Here is an 18,819-nt window from a genome sequence, read left to right as displayed (position 1 = left end):
CGCTGCTGGCAGGGAGATCACCTGCTGAACGAGGTTGACCAGGTTACCGCCTACACCGACCGTGCCACTGGCCACACCGACCGACTCCCCGGCTCTCGCTTCCTAGCCCATGCCGGCGGCTCCGGCCGTCGGCTCCGCGCCGGCGAGGTCGATGACGCGCTCGGCGGCCCGCACCATTGCAACGTCAATGAAGGTGCCGTCTTCCAGCACGAACGCTCCGGTGCCGTCGACTGCCGCGGCGCTCACTTGGTCGACAATGCTCTGTGCCCGGGCCACCTCCGAGGCATCAGGAGTAAAAACACGACGGATGATGTCCAGCTGCCGCGGGTGCACGGCGGTTCGTCCAGAAAAGCCCAGGGCGCGGCCGGCGCGGCAGCTGGCCTCCAAACCCTCAACGTCCACGACGTCGGCGTAAACCGCCATCAGCGGGGCGGGCAGGCCGGCAGCCGCGGCCGCATTGACGATGCGGCTGCGTGACCAGGCCAGACCCGCTTCCCCGCCGGGCCCGGCGGGAACCCCCAGTTCAGCCCGGAGGTCAGCTTCTCCAGTGGCAATGGTGGATACTCCCGAGGAGGCGATCTCAAAGGCACGCTCAATAGATAGAGCGGATTCCAGAAGTGCATGCACCTGACGCCCGGGCAGCGCGGCCCGAAGAGCCTCGACGTCGGCAGCTGACTGCGTCTTGGGCAACCGCACCCCGAAGGCAGCGGGAAGCGCGGCGACCGCTGTGACGTCGGCGTCATGAGCCGAGGATCCAGACGCATTAACCCGCACCTGCACGGCGGGGGCGCCCTCACCGCAAGCCTCCCATAACGCCGCGAAATCAGTCAGCGCCGCACGGGCATCCTCCTTGCGCGATGCGGTGACGGCGTCTTCGAGATCAACAATGACCGCATCCGCCCCGGCCCGCAGCGCCTTCTCGAAGCGCTCGGGCCGGTCAGCGGGTGCGTATAGCGCTACCACGATTGGCCGACTCATCCGATGCTTCCGTCGCCGTACAGCGCCGCCAACTCGTCGGGCGAGTACCCCAGCTCGGTCAGCACGGCCTCCGTGTCCGCACCATGCGCCCGCCCCGTGAACGCAATTGTTGCTGCATCCCTGGACATCCGAAACAGCGGTCCCTGCATGGCCATGTCGCCAAGGTCTGCGTCCTTAATGCGATGGATGGTACCGAGTGCATTGAACTGGGGATCGGCAACAATGTCCGAAGGGTCATAGATCGGTGCCACCGCGGCTTCCGCAGCCTCGAACGCGGCAATAACCTCCTCCCGCGAGTGCCGGACGATCCATGTCCCAACGGCATCATCGAGGAGGTCGGCGTGCTCGGCACGGGTTGCTCCGCTGGCAAACCATTCCTCATCAGCAAGCTCGGGGCGCCCGACCAGCGCGACCACGCGCTCAGCAATGGACTGCGCACTCGTGGACACCGCCACCCAGGAACCGTCGGCTGTGCGGTACGTGTTGCGGGGCGCGTTGTTGACGGAGCGGTTGCCGGTGCGCGGCTGCACGGTGCCCAACTGATCCCAGCGCGTGATCTGCGGGCCAAGCATGGCAAGGATCGGCTCGATGATGGCCACGTCGACTTCCTGGCCTTTGCCGTCCTTGTCACGCGAGTGCAGCGCGACCATGATCGCGTAAGCGGTTGCCAGTGATGCGACGCCGTCCGCGAGGCCGAACGGCGGAAGTGTCGGTGGCCCGTCCGGCTCGCCGGTGGATGATGCGAAGCCGCTCATCGCTTCGGCGAGGGTGCCGAACCCCGGCCGGTTCTTATAAGGTCCGATTTGCCCGAATCCGGTAACACGGGCAAGAACAAGCCCGGGGTTCTCCGCGGACAACGCGGCATAGTCCAGCCCCCAGCGTTCCAGCGTCCCGGGACGGAAGTTTTCGATGACAACATCCGCGGTACGGGCAAGGCGGATAAACGCGTCGCGCCCGCCTGCCGTATGCAGGTCGATGGCTACAGTGCGCTTATTGCGGCCGAGGGTCTTCCACCAGAGGTTCTGTCCATCCTTGCTCGGCCCGTGACCCCGCGCAGGATCCGGCCGGTTTGGATGTTCGACCTTGACGACGTCGGCGCCCATGTCACCCAAATGCATTGCTGCCATCGGGCCGGCAAAGAGCGTCGAAGCATCCACGACGCGAAGACCGTTGAGCGGGCTCATGCGGTTCCCTCCTCTTCAAGCGCCTGGTCATTGTGCTGCTCGGTGCAGATACGGAACCCGACAGAGCTGGAAGCATCCTGGCCGAGTCCGGGCAAAAGCAGCTTGGCGCTGAACTCCGGCGACTTCACACCGCCGTCGAAGTACCAGTCCGAGCCCTCACTCCGGTGTGCGCTGCCGCCCTTGAGCATGACAAAGCGGGTGCGGCCGTCCGAATGTTCGGACTCCGTCCAGTTCCACACTTCCGGCGTTCTGCGCAGAAAACCGGGGCGGGCTGCTGCAAGCTGCCATTCGTCCTCGGTGGGGAGCCGGCCGCCGGCCCAGGCCGCGTATTCGCGGGCCCGGGAGAACGTCACCTTCGTCGCGGGACGCTCCGGGTCACGGGCATCCGTATGCTCTCCGATCGCGTCGAGGAAACGGGCGTACTCGGCTTCGCTCACCTCTGCGGCGGCAACTGAAACCGGCCGCGGGAGGACAACATTCCGGTCCAGCGTGCGCTGGTCGTGGAGGCGGGGAGGCAGCGGCTTCCACTCGTCCACGTAGGGCGCTCCGTCATACATGCCCGTCTCACGCATCCGGGACCGCACGGTCAGGGTGTATTCGCCGGCCGCGACAGTGACGGTGGGGATAGCCCGGCTGGATGCCGGAGCAACGGGGCCGTTCCAGTCAGGCACGCTCATGCGGCGTACCGGGCGGTGCCGAAAGGACGTATCAGGCTGAGCGGTTTGCCCGGCGAGAGCGGCATGGACGACGTCGAGCTCATCGGGTACGTCGGCACCGGCACCAACGCGCGCCGCAGCGGCTATTCCGCCGGCCGGCACGGTGACCGTGCTCGCTGTGTCACCGGCGTGCAGCGGCCGCCAGCCGCTGCCGGGCATACGGTATTGGGCATCCACATTCGAGGTGTTCACCAGGAGCAGCAACGTGACACCGTCGAGTTCGAAAGCCGATCCCATCACCGGGCCGTCGGCTACCGAGAGCGGTGTCCACTCCCCCTCGACGAGCCAACGGTGGAATCCGCGCTGGACGGGAAGCATGCGGCGGAGCGTCGCGGCATCCCGGTCATTCCAGCCGACCCAGGCTCCAAAAACCACCTCCCACACCATGACTCCAACACCGTTGAGCCAGGCCGAGCGCAGCTCTTCAGCATGGTCTCGGTGCCAGCGGCGAATGTGGTGCTGCATATGCCGCCGCTCAAACCACCGTGCGCGGAGGACACCGGGCATCTCGGAGTCGGCGAACCACTGTGCCCAGGACAACGTATGGTCAGCGATCCGCTCGGTTGCGAGCTTCGATTCGCCTTCGAGGCCGATGCCGGGACGCGCCTCATCCAGCGCAGTGACCAGTCCGGGATCTGCCTTCTTCAGCGTGTCGAGGAATACTCCGTCCGCACCGAGGCGGCGCACTGCCGCCGCGAGCTCATCTGTATCGTCGCCTGCCCGGCGGGTCCCCGTATCCCAGGGGTTGTAGTCCAGGAACACTGCGACTCCGGCAGCGCGCAACGTCGCTGCAACTTCTGCAAGACCCGGGACATCGTAGAAGTCCCACTGGTTGCGGTCGTCAATACCGATGACCGGATAGGCGTGCCACAGGACGACGCCGTCAAGCCCGCCGAAACGCTCGTGCGCGTCAGCGAGGAAGCGCTCGGGCGTGAAACGCTGCGCCTCAAAATCGAAGAACAGCTCGTCCCACAACCAGACCTGCGCCACGGTAAAGCATCTGCTTGCCCAGGCGGAGGCGTCGTCGTCGTACCGGGTGGGCTCGCCATGGCGCTTTCGCGCACCATCCCGCCACACATTGAGCTGGGCGCGCCACTGAGCAAGGTCATCGGGGTCGGCAGGCGCCGCAAAAATCTTGGCGTCATCAAGCACGGCTGCCGCTTCCCCGCTCATCAGATCCAGCTCGAGCGGCACCCGGGTGGGTAGATCGAGTTCACGGGGCTGCAGGGGGTTGAAACCGCCGCTCATGATGTTCCCTCCGACAACCGGAAGGTGCGTTCTGCGAGTTCACGGATGGACCGCTCGGCGCCGCCCGGGAGAGAGGTCGCGACGGAGTCCTTGAGCGGATCGGTCCAGGCCTCCCCAATTCCGTCAGCGCCCAGAAGCCCGCCGACGACGGATCCAATGGTCGCGCCGATCGAGTCAGTGTCCCATCCACCCGAAACTCCGAGCGCGATGGCGGCACCGAAGTCCCCGCCGTAGGCCTGGATGGCGCATGCTGTGAGCGCCGCGTTGTTGAGAGTATGAACCCAATGCATACCGTCGAACTCCGCATGGAGCACGTCGAGTGCCGCGGCAGAGGTCAGCGATCCTTCAGCGAGGGCCGTACCTGTCTGCCGGCCGAGACGTACGGCGGCAGCCAGACGTGAATTTGGCGGTACGACCGTGTCTGCGGCGTCCAGCACAGCATCGGCAGAGGTCGCGGTGAGGGACGCTGAGCACATAGCAGCAGCCCACATCTCACCGTAGATGCCGTTGCGGGTGTGGCTTAACCGCGCGTCGGTCCAGGCCGATGCGGCAGCCGCGCGCACATCCCCGGGATGAGCCCAGCCATGCACGTCGGCCCGGATGAGCGCGCCGATCCATTCTCGGAACGGGTTGTGGTGCCGCGCCGTATCCGGGGCGGTGCGGGCATCGAGAATGTTCCGGTACGCCGCTCGTTCAGCGGTGAAGACCCTGCCCGCCGGCAGTGCCGCCAGCCAGGCTTCTGCAAAGTGCTCTGTGGAGAGATTGCGGCCGTGTGTCTCCATCAGCTCGAGGGTGAGGATGGGGAAATTCAGATCGTCGTCCTCGGGCATCCCGTCGATGTTCTCGACCAGCGAGGTGGGCGCGGAGCGGCGGTTCCAGGGCCAGCGCTCCGCTATCTCCCGTGGGAGCCCCACCGCAGTGAAGTAGGACCGGATCGGCCAGTTACCGGTTGCCCGGGCTATCTGCTTGATGCCCTCGCGGGGAATCTTCTCTACGGGCTTGCCGAGCAGGCATCCCGCCGCCCGGCCAAGCCATGCCCCGTGCATCCGTTCGAAGTTCAGGGGTGTCCTTATACCTGGAGCGGCCGGCGGGAGCAGGGCGACGATGTCCTCCCACTCGTCCGGTTCCCCGGCGCTCGGCGTCTGCAGGGTCTGCAGCTCATCGAGCACCCTGCGTGCGAGGGCACGGATCTCTTGGCTTGCGGGTTCAGCGCTCGCCCCTGATGGAGCGAGTTGCGTCGAGCCGCCGGCTTCCGCCCACCGGCGCTCAATCGGCGCAATTTCGGCTTCGGCGACCCCCTGCTCTCGGAGAGCTGCCAGCTCGGCGGCGACCAAGTCCTCCGGCTGGGACCATGTCAGCCTCACTTCGCGTATACCGGGTCGAGCAGCGATTCCAGGGCCGCGGCTCGTTGTGTGGCACGATCTGCGTCCGCCCGGGCGATATCACTCACCACCTCCGTCATCGCAGCCACCACGGAATCCAGATCGAGGCGGCTGGCGGCCGTAACATCAGTGACCCAGTCCGTGGGCACTGCTTCAATGCCGTGGAGACCACCGCAGATGGCACCGGCCATCGTGGCGATCGAGTCGGCGTCGCGACCGTAGTTGACGGCGTCGAGCACCGACGAGCGAAGGTCTCCGTTGCGGGCGATGACGAACCCGAGCGCCGCAGGCAGCTCTTCGATCGACTTCGTGCGCGACGGCAGGCGGGCATCCATCGCCGGGGCGCGGTACTGCTCCCCCACCGTGTCATACGGCGCAACAGCGGCGCGCACAACCCGGGCGAGATCCCGCGGGTCATCCGATCCGCCGTCGGCAAGGAAAGCATCGACGGCGTCAAAAACGGCACGGATGGCTGCGGCGGTCCCGTCGTGGGCGACATCCAGGACGGCCTGCCGTACGTCGGCGACGGTTGCGCCGGGAGCGGCGGATGCTGCCACTGCGGCCGCGAATACGCCTGCGGCCTCACGTCCGTAGGACGACTGGTGAGCTCCGGCAATGTCGATAGCCTCGGCATAGGCACCCTGTGGGTCGCCGATGTGCACGAGTCCGACCGGCGCCATGTACATGGAGGCTCCGCAGTTGACGATGTTTCCCACACCCGCTTCCCGCGGGTCGGCATGGCCGTAATGCAGTTTCGCGACGATCCACTTTTCGGCGAGGAAGACGCGCTGCAGGATCAGGGCATGGTCCTCGAGTTCTGGGACCCAGCGCCGTTCACCGATCATCAGCGGCACCAGATCGCTGGCGACGTCGTAGGCGTCAAGATGCCGGCGCTGCTTGGTGTAGACCTCCACGAGAGCATGGGTCATGAGCGTATCGTCGGTCACATGTCCGTCACCCTTGTGGTAGGGCGCAATCGGCCGCGCAGTTTTCCAATCGGCGAGGAAGGGCCCCACGATGCCCTCGACCCGGCCGCCGTGGCGCTCTTCGATTTGCTCGGGGGTCCAGCCCTCCGTCGCACCGCCCAAGGCGTCTCCCACGGCGGCCCCTGTCAGTACTCCGGCTACTTTGTTCTGCAACACGTTCATTCTCACTCCTTGTTTACCTCCGAAAACGACGACGGCGGGGGCGAGCCGGCGGCTCACCCCCGCGCGTCATCAGCCGGCGATGTCAGTCCAGCCGGTGGAAAGTTGGTTAGCCAGCTCGTCGCTGGTGATCTGATCAGCCAGGTACTGCTGGAAGGCCGGGGTGGCGATGGTGTCCTTCCACTCCGTGTACTTTTCGACCTTGAGGAACGGCGGTCCCTGCAGCCCTTCGCCCGATGCCAGCACCTGGGCCCAGGCGGGGTTGTCCGCGGCCAGTGTTTCCACCTCGGTCCTGGCCGAGCTGGATGACGGGATCAGTGCGTCGGCGTAGGCGATCGAGGCCAGATTCTCGGCACTCATGAAGAAGTTGAGGAAATCAGCCGACTCCTCCACGTACTCGGAATCGACGTTCACCGAGTAGGTCTGCGGATTTGCTGCCTGGATGGCGCCGGCTGAACCTTCGAGCGGAGGCAGCGCCACCCAGTTGAATCCTTCGGGGGCATCGTTGGCAATGTTCGTCGCCTGGAAGGACCCCTGAACGGTCATTGCGACCTTGCCGCCGTAGAACGAGGCCAGCACGTCCGATCCGGATTGTGTCAGTGACGTGGGCTCGATCGATTTGTCGGTGTAGGCCATTTCATGAATAAGTTCGGGTACCGCCAGCTCGGAGTCGCCGACTTCGATCGACGCGTCGGTGCCCTCTCCATCAAAGAAGCCACCGTCGAAACCGAGCGAGAGGCTCATCATCGTCGCCGTGGGCGACCCAAGACCCCATCCGATGCCGTAATTGCCATCGGTGGTTGTTGCCTGGGCAATCGTCTGCAGCTCCTCCCACGTCATTGTGTCGCCGCTGGGAATTTCAACCCCGGCAGCTTTGAGGAGATCAGCGTTGGCGAACACCATGTAGGACTGCAAAGTGGACGGATAGGCGATGATCTCTCCATCCTGTGTGACAGAGTCCCAAATCCCTTCGGAGATGTCCGATTTCAAGTCCTCGTCGATGTGGTCGGTCAGGTCAGCGAGGTAGCCGTCCGCCGCGAAGGAGGCAATGGAACTCGCCTCATAATGGATGATGTCCGGTGCCGTTCCGCCGGTGAACTGGGTGATGAGTTTGTCGAAGGTCCCATCCCATCCGGCTTGGACAATCTTTACCTGAACGTCTTCGTTCTCGGTGTTCCACTCATCGACGATGGATTTCACGGCAGCCTGGGTTGTTGGCTGGTCGGACAGCGACTGGAACTGGAGGGTCACGGGGCCGCCTTCGGCGTTCTCCGATTCGTTATTGCTGGCACTGCCCTGCTGGCAACCGCTCAGGGCGAGGATGGTCACGCCCGCGAACGCGACGGCGCCAATGCCTCGTATTCTCTTCATGATGCTCGCTTTCTTGTTATGTTGTGGTCGATTTTCTTGGTCGGCAGGGTCAGCCTTTGACTGCTCCGGCGAGCATTCCGCCGGTCAGCTTCTTCTGCAGGATGGTGAAGATGATGAGCGAAGGAATTGTCGTGAGAATGGCCCCTGCTGCCAGCGGGCCCAGCTGGGTCTGCCCTTCCGCGCCCAGGAATGAACGCAGGGCGATGGGAAGTGTGTAGAGCTCCGGGCTCTGCAGCAGGACAAGGGCGAGGAAGAACTCATTCCAGGCTGAGACAAAGGTAAACATGGCCGTTGCCACCAGCCCCGGTGCGAGCAGCGGAAGGATGATCCTGCGCAGAATGGTGATGCGCGAAGCGCCGTCCATTTCACCGGCCTCCTCCAGCTCCGCGGGAATAGCGGAGACGTAACCCTGCAGCATCCACAGGGTGAACGGCAGGGTGAAGGTGACGTACACGAGGGTCAGTCCAAGCAGGGTGTCGTTGAGATTGATCGTGCGCAGCACCAGGAACAACGGGATGATGATGAGAATCGAGGGGAAGACCTGGCTGGTCAGTATCCACACCGTACCGGCGGCGCGAAGCCGTCCCTTGAGGCGGGCGAGGGCGTATGCCATCGGCATCGACAGCAGTACGGTGATCACCATCGTTGCGAGGGATACCAGCACCGAGTTGCCGGCGGCGGTCAGAAGGTTCTGGCGCTCGAGAGCGGAACCGTAGTTGCTGAAGTCCCATGTGGCCGGCAGCAGGTTGACGGCGAGCGAGTTCAGCTCTGCTGAGGATTTAAACGACGCCGACAGCAGCCACAGCAGCGGGAACCCGAGGAACAAGAGGAATGCGGTGAGCGCGACGTACATGAGCGCCGTCGCGTACCAGGGACGCCTGGAGATCATGAACGTGCTCCCTTTGTCTGACGGAACTGATTGACAAGGTACAGAGACAAAACCAGCAGGATCGCGATGACGAGCACGTCACCCATCGCCGAGGCGTACCCGATTTCGCGGTTGCGGAAGGCCTCCAGATAGGTGAACAGCGGGGGTATCATCGTCCGGCCGCCCGGGCCTCCTTCAGTAAGGACATAGATGAGCCCAAAGGAGTTGAACTGCCAGATGAAGTCCAGAGCTGTCACTGCGAAAACAACCGGGCGAAGGGCCGGGAGAGTGATGTGCCAGAACCGGCGGAACGCGCCGGCACCGTCGACTGCAGCTGCCTCATGCTGTTCCGCGGAGATGGACTGCATGCCGGCCAGCAGCAGGACAGTCGTCTGCGGAATTCCCGCCCAGACTCCCACCACAATGACGGCGGGCAGAGCGGTGGAAAAGTCCCCGAGCCAGTTGACGCCCGGAATGCCGAACACTTCGAGCATGCCGTTGAGCGGACCTGAGTTGGGGTTGTAGATCATCCGCCACACAATCGCAATGACCACGGGCGGCATCGCCCAGGGGATTAAGGCAAGCACCCGGGTCAGGCCCTTCAGCCGCAAATCACTGTTGAGCAACAGTGCCAGTCCCATGGCACATACGAGGGTGAGAAGTGCGACTGATCCGGCCCAGACAATGCCGATGCCGAAAGATCCCCAGAAACGGTGGTCGCCGAAGAGTTCAATAAAGTTTCCAAAACCGATGAAGTTGATCTCTGCATTCCGCTTCAGCGTGGCGTCGGTAAAGCCGAGTGCAACTCCGCTGACAAGCGGGATAACGGAAAAGATGATAATCGGCAGGAGCGCGGGGATCACCAGGGTGATGGCTTCTCGCCGCTGGGCGCGAACGCGGTGGCCGACCCGTCTCACGGGACGCGGTGCCTCCTTCACCTCGCGTGGAGTGCTTGTGGCTGCGGTACTCATCCGGCTTCCCTCTCCTCATTGAGATCGGTGTGTTCAGTGTGGTCACGCATAGGAGATGAGGCGGGGTCCGGCCTGCGTGCGAGGGAAGATCCGCGAACAACCAGCGAGGGCGCAACGGCAATGGTGTGCGCGGGACGTTCAGGGTCCATGATGCGTTGGAGCAGCAGTTCCGCTGCGGCACGGCCGCGCTCTTCTGCGCCAAGGTCCACGCTCGTGAGGCCCGGCCGGACGACTCCGGCGAGCTCCGTGTTATCGATACCGGTGACTGCGATGTCGCCGGGAATGGAAAGCCCAAAATCTTCGGCGGCCCGAATGGCACCAATCCCGATCAGATCGTTGGCAGCGGCGATGGCATCCGGGCGTGATTCATCGGACAGCACTAGGCGGGCCGCGGCGTAGCCGGCTGCGATCGTGAAGTCCTCAGCCTCGACGCTCCGCGCCGAAATCTCTGGGTGCGCAGCGACCGCCGCGGCGAATCCGTCACGCCGGAACGCACCAGGGGTCGTGTCGCTGGGTCCGTTCACAAAGGCAACGTCGTTTCGGCCCTCGGCAACGAGATGGTCAACGACAAGACGCATGGCCGTGAGCGAATCCGCACGCACGTTGTCGATACTCTGTCTGCCTGGCAAATGTCCTAGAACGACGACCGGTACCGGCGTCTTCGCCAGCACTGCAAGGAGCTCATCCGTGACGCGAAGTGGCGACAGAATCATGCCGTCGACATATCCCCGGCTCAGGTCGCGCACCACGTCGACCGAGGAGGACAACGTACCCATCGAGGACAGCACCAGCCGGTAGCCGGATGCCGAGACGACCCGTTCCACCGCTGTCATCATCTCGACGTAGACCGGGTTGCCGATGTCGGCAACGGCGTAGGCAAGTTGGTTTGTTCGGCCCCGCTTCAAGGACTGTGCCGTCGCATCAGCTACGTAACCGAGTTCCTCGGCTGCGTGTTGCACTTTCGCAACCGTCTGGGGGCTCGCTATGAGCCCGTTGAGCGCCCGTGAAGCAGACGCGACAGAAACGCCCGCGTGTGCCGCAACCTGAGTGATAGTGACCCGAGCCAACGCTCTCCTTCGAGTGTTGTAAACGTTTACAGTGGATGCACGAGACGATTCCATTGATGAGCTGTTGTGTCAAGCATGACTTTTGCGGAGGGATAGGGAGCCAGCAATGTGGAACTCGCTGCGCTAATAGGCGTCACGCCGCCAGCAGCTTCAGGCTTCGGCCGCGTTGCTTGCCCGCTTTCTGACGGAATGAAGAATTCCCGCCTCTGAGACGCCGCATTGCAAGACTCCCCTCTAGACGGAGATTGCCCTGTGCGCCAACCTGTGGTGGTAGGGGCCGCCGGGAAGAAGCAGCGGAACCCGGACTTTCGTCGTTCCCCGATAACTGTGAGGCCCCATGAGTGATCGTGAGCCGCCCGGGATACCCGGACTTGCAAGGCCAACACGGATTCTGCTGACTCTGGCGGCTGCGGGTGGTGCCTGCTGGACGGTATGGGCAGGCCGGTCGATCCTGGCGCCGCTGGTGCTGGCCGCTGCGCTCATCATTATCGCTCTGCCCGCACGAAGACCATTGGATCGGCGCGGCACCCCAAGCTGGGTAGGCACGCTCGTCGTCGTGGCAATCGCGTGGGGAATCCTGGTGGTTCTGGCAGTGCTGGTCCTTCTGGCTCTGGGGCAATTCGGGAGCATTCTGGCCACCTATGCAGGCCAGCTGGAAGAGAGCGCGGAGACACTTGATTCGTTTTTCCAAAGCCTCGGATTCAGCACCGTGTCGATGGACGAGGTTGCCGGGGCAATCCAGCCGTCAACCCTCCTGACGACCGTTTTCAACGCCGGCACGCAACTGTTGGGTCTGGGCACGGCCGTCTTTTTTGTCGTCGCCTACGCGATGTTTCTCGGTATGGATGCTGCACGGTGGCAGAACCCCCCGAAGGAGCTCGCGGAGGCGAGCAGCCGGAGACTGCACGCTTTCAACCGGTTCACCGCCGGAACCAACCGGTACTTCCTCGTCAACTCGATCTTCGGGCTGATCGTCGCGGTGATTGACGGCCTCGCCCTCTGGCTGCTCGGTGTACCCGGTCCATTCGTCTGGGCGGTGCTCGCGTTCGTTACCAACTACATCCCCAATATCGGTTTCGTCCTCGGCGTGGTGCCTCCCGTCGTGCTCGCTGTCGCGGTTGGCGGCTGGGGGCTGGGGCTGCTGGTGCTGGCCATATACTGCATCGTCAACGTCACTCTCCAAGTGCTGGTCCAGCCCCGGTTCGTGGGGGAAACAGTTCGGCTAAGCGTCACGCTGACCTTCGCCTCGGTGGTCCTCTGGACAACCCTGCTGGGAGCGGTCGGCTCCCTGCTGGCTGTGCCGCTCACTCTCTTTGCCCGCTTCCTGATCATTGGCGGAGATCCCGGTTCGCGCTTCGCACACTGGATCAGCGGCGACGACGACCCGGAGGACGCTCCGGCGCTTCCGGATAAACCTCGTAACCCGGAATGAGTGCGTGCGACTCGTCGACGGTGAAGCGATACAGCCACTGGGTAACTCTTCACAGAGAGGCCGGCTCGTCTTCACTACGGGTCGGAGACTGAGGGAAGGCCCCCGCCGTTGTCCCTCCGCTGTTCGACGCCAGAGACGCCGGAGACGCCGGAGACGCCGGTGACGCCGGAAGCGGGCGGTACGCGGCGCCAGGGACGACGGTCGTAGATTGCCAGCAGCTGCGCACCAAGTCCAAGGAACACCATGGCCAGCCATACGACGATGTTCAGCCACGGAATATGCAGCGCGACAATGAGGATCAGACCCCCGACCAGCGCTTTGATCACTGGATGCTGGTTGCCGCGGAAAATGAGCCTGCCAATGAAATAGGCGCCGAAGACGAAGGTGGCGAGCGTCAGCGTTATCCAGACCAACAGGACTGACAGCCCCAGGGGCGCCCCGATGACCGTGGCCAGAAGGAGCAGAACCACAAACGGAACGGCGATTGATGCCACGAAACCGACCAGCAGCGCCCGCCACGGCCGAGGCAGGAGCCGGTCGGTCACCCGGTGCAGCAGACGGGGGAAGAGCCAGCCCGCGAGCACCGTGATAAGGCTCAGCGCAACCAGCGCATACAGCAACCCGAGCAGCCACCCAACGAACTTCTCCCCCGCCGAGGGCTCCTGATCAGGCTCCGGGGCGATGCGCTCCACGGTGCCGCTGACAGCATCCGCGGAGATGTTTGCCTCCTCGTCGGAGTTGTACGTGAGGTTGCCCCCGACCGTCCCGCTGATGGTGAGGTTTGATGGTGACGCTCTGCCCGGAGGCGTACACGTCACCGGAAACGTCATCCTGGACATCGATGTTCAGTCCGGTGTAGAACTGCGGACCGGTGCCGTCGTTCACCACGGCAAAGGGCGCGGTCTGTGGGCTGGAAACCGGGGATGAGGCGAAGGCACCCGACCCCGTGGCCAGAAGCAGAATGCAGACGGTGAGAACTGCGGAGAAAGCCCGCCGGGCAGGAGAAGGAAGTCTCATCGGAATGCCTTTCCGCGGTCCCGGGGCCTGTGTCTTCAGTGTCCAGCAGATGTCCGCCGCGCAATAGAGGCGACGGCCCCGGCTGGACGGCACTGAGCATGATTTAGGGAGTCAGCAGTACCTTCACCGCCCGGCGTTCGTCCATGGCCCGGTATCCTTCCGCGGCGTCCTCGAGGGGAAGTGTGAGGTCGAAGACCTGGCCGGGATCGATGGTCCGGTTCCAGATCAGGTCGATCAGTTCGGGCAGGAACCGGCGGACAGGTGCCGGCCCGCCAAGCATGTTGATCTCGGCGAAGAACAATTCCAGCCCGGGCAGCGCCACATCGTGGGATACGCCCACGAATCCCATGTGCCCGCCTGGCCGGGTGGAGCGGACCGCCTGCATCATCGATTCCTGTGTCCCCACTGCCTCCACTACTGAGTGTGCTCCGAGCCCGTGCGTCATGTCCTTGATGACGGCCACGCCGTCGTCGCCGCGTTCGGCAACGATGTCGGTGGCGCCGAAGCGGCGGGCCAGTTCCTGCCGCTCGGGGTGCCGGCTCATGGCTATAACCCGCTCGGCGCCGAGCTGGCGGGCGGCCAGGACGGCAAGGAGTCCGACGGCGCCGTCGCCCACCACCGCCACGGTCTTGCCGGGACCAGCGGAGGCGGCCACGGCACCGAACCAGCCGGTGCCGAGCACATCGGAGGCGGCCATCAGCGATGGCAGCAGGTCGGCGTCGGGCTGGCCGGGCGTAGCAACCAGGGTGCCGTCGGCAAGCGGGATCCGGGCGAACTGCGCCTGGGTGCCGATCGCGCCCATCGGCTGCGCCTGGACGCAGCGGCTTTGGAAACCGGCCCGGCAAATCTCGCAGGTGTTGTCGGAGGCCCAGAAGGATCCGACGACGAAGTCTCCGGGTTTCACCGTGCGGACCTCGCTGCCAACCTCTGTCACGGTGCCTACGTATTCATGGCCCATCGGCGCCACGGCCGGAACATCTTCGATGCCGCGGTACGGCCAGAGATCAGAGCCGCAGATGCAGGTTGCGGCGAGCTGGATGACGGCGTCGGTTGGTTCAATGATCCGCGGGTCCCCGCGGTCCTCCACCCGGATGTCACCGGGGGCATGAATGACTACTCCGCGCATGGGGTTGCTCCCTTCAAGGATCCTGTGCAGTTCCTCATCCAGCAGACCATTGCCCTCCGCGCTCCGGAAGTCCCGGCCGGTGGCAGCGGACACCGGCCGGGCAATCCGGCGTCGCCATCATCAACGCCACACACGGATTTCCACCGGAACTGCGGGAGGGATGGTCCGCCGGTGGTTTGCTGATTAGTGAGCGCCAGTCAGCGCCATGGCCGCGTGCCGGACTTTTTCCAAGCGCGCGCGGAAGCTTGGTGGCACTTGAGCCGGCAATTCGTTGATCGGAAACCAACGGACATCCTCGCTTTCATCGCTCACGGACGTGACGACGGACGGCGCAACAACAGCGGCGAACCCGACATCCCAATGAGCGGCGCACGAGAATCCCGCATGCAGATCGTGCCGGTCAAGATCCATGATCGCGGGGCTAAGCAGGACAAGATCGCCAATTCCGGACTCCTCGCGGGCCTCCCTCTGTGCGGCATCTGCCACCGACGCGTCCGTCGACTCAACGTGACCGCCGAACTGTACCCAGAACTGCCCCTTGCGATGGAAACACAGGAGAACACGATCAAATCCAGGCGAAAAGACGAAGCATGACCCCGTGACATGCTCCGGGCCGCCATTCCTGTAGAGAGCGGCATCGCCGGCTGTGTTGAGGAACCGCAGATACGCGTCTCGCGATTCTGAACCAGGAAGTGCACTGAGGCTTGTGAGCAGGTGGTCAAGTGACATCCTTATATCTTGCCGCAGGCAGCACGCCCGTCTTTAACAAACGCGGCGTCGGGCCCTTCGGAAGCAAAGGGCCCGACGTCGTCGTTACCGGAAGCTAGACCTTCACCTTTGCCGCGAACTGCCGCCCGGGCGCCGTCCGGGCATGCGTCCCGTAGATCATCAACCCAACGAACGTCAGGCCGCCCACCAGGTTGCCGAGCACGGTCGGAATCTCGTTCCAGATCAAGTAGTCCATCAGGGTGAACTCACCGCCGAGCATCAGGCCGATCGGGAACAGGAACATGTTGACCACCGAGTGCTCAAAACCCATGTAAAAAAAGAGCATGATCGGCATCCACATGGCGATCACCTTGCCGGGCAGGCTGTCGCTCATCATCGCGCCGACGACACCGGTGGACACCATCCAATTGCAGAGGATGCCGCGGACAAAGAGGGTGAGCATGCCGGCTGCGCCGTGCTCGGCGTAGCCCACGGTGCGTCCTTCACCGAGGTGCCCGATCGCTTTTCCGACTTCGCTCACCTCGGCGGAGAAGCCGTACGTCCAGACAATGGCCATCAGCAGTGCGGTGGTCAGCGCGCCGGCGAAGTTGCCGACGAACACCAGCCCCCAGTTGCGGAGCATCGAGCGCCAGGTGACACCCGGGCGCTTGTCCAGCCAGGCCAGCGGCACCAAGGTGAACACGCCGGTCAGCAAATCAAACCCGAGCAGGTACAGCATGCAGAAGCCGACGGGGAACAGGACGGCGCCGAGCAGCGGCGAACCGGTCTGGGCGCTGATCGTGACGGCAAAGGCCGCGGCCAGCGCCAGGATGGCACCTGCCATGTAGCTGCGGATCAGGGTGTCGCGCGTGGACAGCGCAACTTTGGCCTGGCCGGCGTCGATCATACGGACTGCAAAGTCCTTCGGAATTACATAACTCATCGCCGGCCCCCTACCACTGGTACTTCAGGAACTTGCCGTCAATGATGACCCGCACGCGGTCACCCTCGGGATCCTCACGGCGGGTCAGCTCCACGTTGCAGTTAATTGCGCTCATGATGCCGTCGCCGAACTCCTCGTGGATGGCCTCCTTCAGCGCCGACCCATACACGGCCAGCAGTTCGTAGAACCGGTAAATCGTCGGATCTGCCTTCAGCTCATCGCCCATGATCCTGTATGGCTGCTCCTGCAGGGCCAGCACGGTTTCCTCATCCAGGCCCAGAAGCTCTCCGGCTTTCTCGGCGAGTTCAGCCGGAACGGGGTGGGAACCGAGCAAGGCTGCAATGGTCCACAGAAGCGGGCGGTCAAGCTGCTCGGCGAGGTCAGCCCAGGAGGAATCCGAACGGGCGACGGCGCTGCGCACGCTGCTCGTGGCCTGATCTCGTTTCGCGTTCCAGTTAGTCATTTCTGTTTCCTCCTGAGTAGTTCTGCCGGCACTTGCCGCAACAACAACGTAGGAGGCGGATGAGCGCCGGAAACAGGCTTTTTGCGAAGGGATACCTGCAAAAAACGCAGGCAGTTCACTCTTTACCTGCGCGAAACAAACCGGCAACTGCTCCGCCTTCCGCCGTTCGTAAGGTGTTACACCGGGGGCCGATGGAAAGCGCAGGAAAGGATTAAAAATGGATCTGCTGATACAAGTCATCCGTGAAGCACCGGTCCCCCTGTGGGTCATTGATAACCAGGGTCTGGTCTCTCTCGCGAACAAGGCCGCAGTTCGGTTCCTGGGCTACCGGGGAGACGACGACGTCGTTGGCGGTCCGAGCCACGACCTTCTGCACTGCCGCCGCCCGGACGGTTCCCTGTATCCGGGGCACGAGTGCCCGATTGTCGGATCTGCCGGCTCCGCCCCTGCGATGGAATGGTTCGTTACCCGCGCAGGGGACGCGCGCCCGGTGCAGTGGACCACCCGCAGCGTGGGATCCGAACGTAGCACGCTCCTGAGCTTCAACCCGTTGCCGCGGAGTCAGACAGAGAGGGTGCGCGACCTGCGCAGGCGCGGACCATCGCACCGGGCGCTTGCTGAGCAGGTGCGTGCCGAACTGCTCGAATCCATGCGGCGCACCATCGAGGCCAGGTTCACAGACCCGGACTTCACGACGGCGGAGCTCGCCTCCGGAGCGCACCTTTCCCTCCGTGCGGTGCAGGCAGTCTTTGCCGAGGCCGGGACGTCGCCGGCTGCCGAGATCCGCCGCGTGCGGCTGGAGCATGCGCGAGGACTGCTGGAGCAGGGGGCTGGGGTGCAGAGCGCATGCCTGGCTTCAGGGTTCCTGGATCCCGGGACGTTCGGGCGCGCCTTCCGGCAGCGTTACGGCATGGCTCCCAGCCGGGTTACTGCGTCACCGGCGGTGTGAGCTTTCGGGCTATTAAGCCCTCAGGCGACCCCGTCGAAAACCGGACCCGTCAGAACCTGAGCCCATTTCGCCGGCCCGGAATTCACCCCCTCAACACAGAACCACAGGGTGCAACTGCGTTCCTCGTCCGAAAGGACCATCAGGTCCCCGCCCCGGCCGTCTTTGGGTAACTGGACGACTCCCTCCCGTCCGGTGGGGAGTGCCGTGGGCGTCACCGTTGTGGGAGGAGGAAACGTCCCCCGGGAAAAACCGGGCACAAGCTGTACCTGGGCAGCATGATCAGACTGAAAAGTTCCGCCACGGTCTCCTGCCGAGGTGCCTTCGACACCGGGCCCGGCCAGGCCGCGGCCGTGCACACCAACCGGTCCGTGCCCCACCACTCCGAATCCCAGAGTTTGATTGCTGGAGGGGATGGGGACACCTCCGGCAAGCCCGACGACGCCGGAGGCGCTTCTTTCCCTGGGCTCGGTCGACTCGCCACCCCGGCCTAGCACTCCGGCTCCGGCTGCCCGGGGGCCGCTCGCGACGTTCGGGCCCGGAACCGTCCCGGCTTCATCCTGCGGAGGGACCATAGCCACGCTGAGCCCGGCCCCCTGCCCGTAGACACCGACGCCCCCGGTGTCCGAGAGCTGATGGGCCGGCAAAAGGTCCTTATTGTGCCCGGTTCCTCCGCCGATACCAATAACACCGGCCGCATGAGGGAGCCTCAGCCGGTTGTCGAGTTCTGGCTGTCGGCCGCCCTGCCCCACCAGCCCGGCACCGGGCGGCGTCGAATAATCCGCGAAGTAGTCGGCTTGCGGTCCGCCCAAACCGTGAACGCCGATGCCGCCTGCTCCGCCGTTTCCGGGTTCCGGTGTCCCGCCGCCCAGTCCGAACACACCGGTGCCCTGGTTGCGGCCTCCCCTGCCGACCACGCCCGTTCCTCCAGGAGTCCCGCCGAAGTTACTGGCGCTGCCTCCGCTCCAGCCCTTGCCCACGATGCCGTCGAAGGAGTTCGACGGTATGAACGAACCGCCGTCCTCATAATCGTCCGGATCGTTGGGATCCTTGGCTACCTCAACGATGAGGATCGCCGGTCCGTTGAAATTGGGCTGGCCCGGAGGAACCTGGGCCCAGAGAATTGTGCGCCCCTCTGCACGGTTTGTCCGCCCGGTTTGGAACTCCTCGCCGCTTCCGCTTGCACCTGACATGGGTCTCTCCTCGTCGCTTGGCCGCAGCCATCCCCATGCCCTGGTTCAAGAAGACGCGTCT

The 18,819-nt window shown here is 64.2% G+C and carries 17 protein-coding genes; 2 read left to right on the top strand and 15 right to left on the bottom strand.

The window, feature by feature from the left end; translation table 11 throughout:
- Positions 1-102: 102 nt before the first annotated feature.
- From M1D40_RS08360 to M1D40_RS08320, 9 genes are all read right to left on the bottom strand, one after another.
- Entirely contained in the window at positions 103-978 is an 876-nt protein-coding gene (locus tag M1D40_RS08360) for an HpcH/HpaI aldolase/citrate lyase family protein (protein WP_461170866.1), read from the bottom strand.
- Positions 975-2,162 carry a CaiB/BaiF CoA transferase family protein gene (locus M1D40_RS08355; protein WP_461170865.1) on the bottom strand — a complete coding sequence of 396 codons (1,188 nt, stop codon included), beginning with the start codon at positions 2,160-2,162 and terminating at the stop codon, positions 975-977. The genes M1D40_RS08360 and M1D40_RS08355 overlap by 4 nt, the downstream gene beginning before the upstream one ends.
- Positions 2,159-4,126, bottom strand: a complete 1,968-nt coding sequence (locus M1D40_RS08350; RefSeq protein WP_461170864.1) for an SUMF1/EgtB/PvdO family nonheme iron enzyme — start codon at positions 4,124-4,126, stop codon at positions 2,159-2,161. The genes M1D40_RS08355 and M1D40_RS08350 overlap by 4 nt, the downstream gene beginning before the upstream one ends.
- Positions 4,123-5,490, bottom strand: a complete 1,368-nt coding sequence (locus tag M1D40_RS08345; protein ID WP_461170863.1) for an ADP-ribosylglycohydrolase family protein — start codon at positions 5,488-5,490, stop codon at positions 4,123-4,125. The genes M1D40_RS08350 and M1D40_RS08345 overlap by 4 nt, the downstream gene beginning before the upstream one ends.
- Positions 5,487-6,656 carry an ADP-ribosylglycohydrolase family protein gene (locus M1D40_RS08340; protein WP_461170862.1) on the bottom strand — a complete coding sequence of 390 codons (1,170 nt, stop codon included), beginning with the start codon at positions 6,654-6,656 and terminating at the stop codon, positions 5,487-5,489. The genes M1D40_RS08345 and M1D40_RS08340 overlap by 4 nt, the downstream gene beginning before the upstream one ends.
- A 69-nt stretch (positions 6,657-6,725) precedes the next feature.
- Positions 6,726-8,024, bottom strand: a complete 1,299-nt coding sequence (locus M1D40_RS08335; RefSeq protein WP_461170861.1) for an ABC transporter substrate-binding protein — start codon at positions 8,022-8,024, stop codon at positions 6,726-6,728.
- A gap of 49 nt (positions 8,025-8,073) precedes the next feature.
- Positions 8,074-8,913: a carbohydrate ABC transporter permease gene (locus M1D40_RS08330; protein ID WP_461170860.1), complete on the bottom strand. Its 840-nt coding sequence runs from the start codon at positions 8,911-8,913 to the stop codon at positions 8,074-8,076.
- Positions 8,910-9,863, bottom strand: coding sequence for a carbohydrate ABC transporter permease (locus M1D40_RS08325; RefSeq protein ID WP_461170859.1), 954 nt, complete (start codon positions 9,861-9,863; stop codon positions 8,910-8,912). Before M1D40_RS08325 ends, M1D40_RS08330 begins: the two co-directional genes overlap by 4 nt.
- Positions 9,860-10,984 carry a LacI family DNA-binding transcriptional regulator gene (locus tag M1D40_RS08320; protein ID WP_461170858.1) on the bottom strand — a complete coding sequence of 375 codons (1,125 nt, stop codon included), beginning with the start codon at positions 10,982-10,984 and terminating at the stop codon, positions 9,860-9,862. The genes M1D40_RS08325 and M1D40_RS08320 overlap by 4 nt, the downstream gene beginning before the upstream one ends.
- Positions 10,985-11,267: 283 nt before the next feature.
- On the opposite strand from M1D40_RS08320, the gene M1D40_RS08315 reads away from it, so the two are divergent.
- A complete protein-coding gene (locus M1D40_RS08315) occupies positions 11,268-12,362 on the top strand; it encodes an AI-2E family transporter (RefSeq protein WP_461170857.1) in 1,095 nt (364 codons plus the stop codon).
- A gap of 74 nt (positions 12,363-12,436) precedes the next feature.
- Here the strand turns inward: M1D40_RS08315 and M1D40_RS08310 are convergent, their stop codons facing one another.
- The 5 genes from M1D40_RS08310 to cynS form a co-directional block, all read right to left on the bottom strand.
- A complete protein-coding gene (locus M1D40_RS08310) occupies positions 12,437-13,180 on the bottom strand; it encodes a hypothetical protein (protein WP_461170856.1) in 744 nt (247 codons plus the stop codon).
- A gap of 302 nt (positions 13,181-13,482) precedes the next feature.
- Positions 13,483-14,505: a zinc-dependent alcohol dehydrogenase family protein gene (locus tag M1D40_RS08305; protein ID WP_341392908.1), complete on the bottom strand. Its 1,023-nt coding sequence runs from the start codon at positions 14,503-14,505 to the stop codon at positions 13,483-13,485.
- 183 nt (positions 14,506-14,688) lie between these two features.
- Positions 14,689-15,234: an NUDIX hydrolase gene (locus M1D40_RS08300; protein ID WP_461170855.1), complete on the bottom strand. Its 546-nt coding sequence runs from the start codon at positions 15,232-15,234 to the stop codon at positions 14,689-14,691.
- Between the two features lie 94 nt (positions 15,235-15,328).
- On the bottom strand, positions 15,329-16,156 hold the full coding sequence (locus tag M1D40_RS08295; protein ID WP_341392905.1) for a formate/nitrite transporter family protein: 828 nt from the start codon (positions 16,154-16,156) through the stop codon (positions 15,329-15,331).
- Between the two features lie 10 nt (positions 16,157-16,166).
- The gene (gene cynS, locus M1D40_RS08290) at positions 16,167-16,619 is read right to left on the bottom strand and encodes a cyanase (RefSeq protein ID WP_461170854.1); all 453 of its coding nucleotides are present in this window, start codon (positions 16,617-16,619) and stop codon (positions 16,167-16,169) included.
- A 217-nt stretch (positions 16,620-16,836) separates the two neighbouring features.
- On the opposite strand from cynS, the gene M1D40_RS08285 reads away from it, so the two are divergent.
- Positions 16,837-17,568, top strand: a complete 732-nt coding sequence (locus M1D40_RS08285) for an AraC family transcriptional regulator (RefSeq protein ID WP_461170853.1) — start codon at positions 16,837-16,839, stop codon at positions 17,566-17,568.
- Positions 17,569-17,588: 20 nt separating this feature from the next.
- Here the strand turns inward: M1D40_RS08285 and M1D40_RS08280 are convergent, their stop codons facing one another.
- Positions 17,589-18,758 (bottom strand): hypothetical protein, encoded by a 1,170-nt coding sequence (locus tag M1D40_RS08280; protein ID WP_461170852.1) that lies wholly within the window; start codon positions 18,756-18,758, stop codon positions 17,589-17,591.
- Positions 18,759-18,819: the final 61 nt, after the last annotated feature.

Source organism: Arthrobacter sp. Z1-15 (assembly GCF_054792395.1).
Note: the sequence above shows the minus strand (reverse complement) of the source record. Positions and strands in the feature narration are given on the sequence as shown.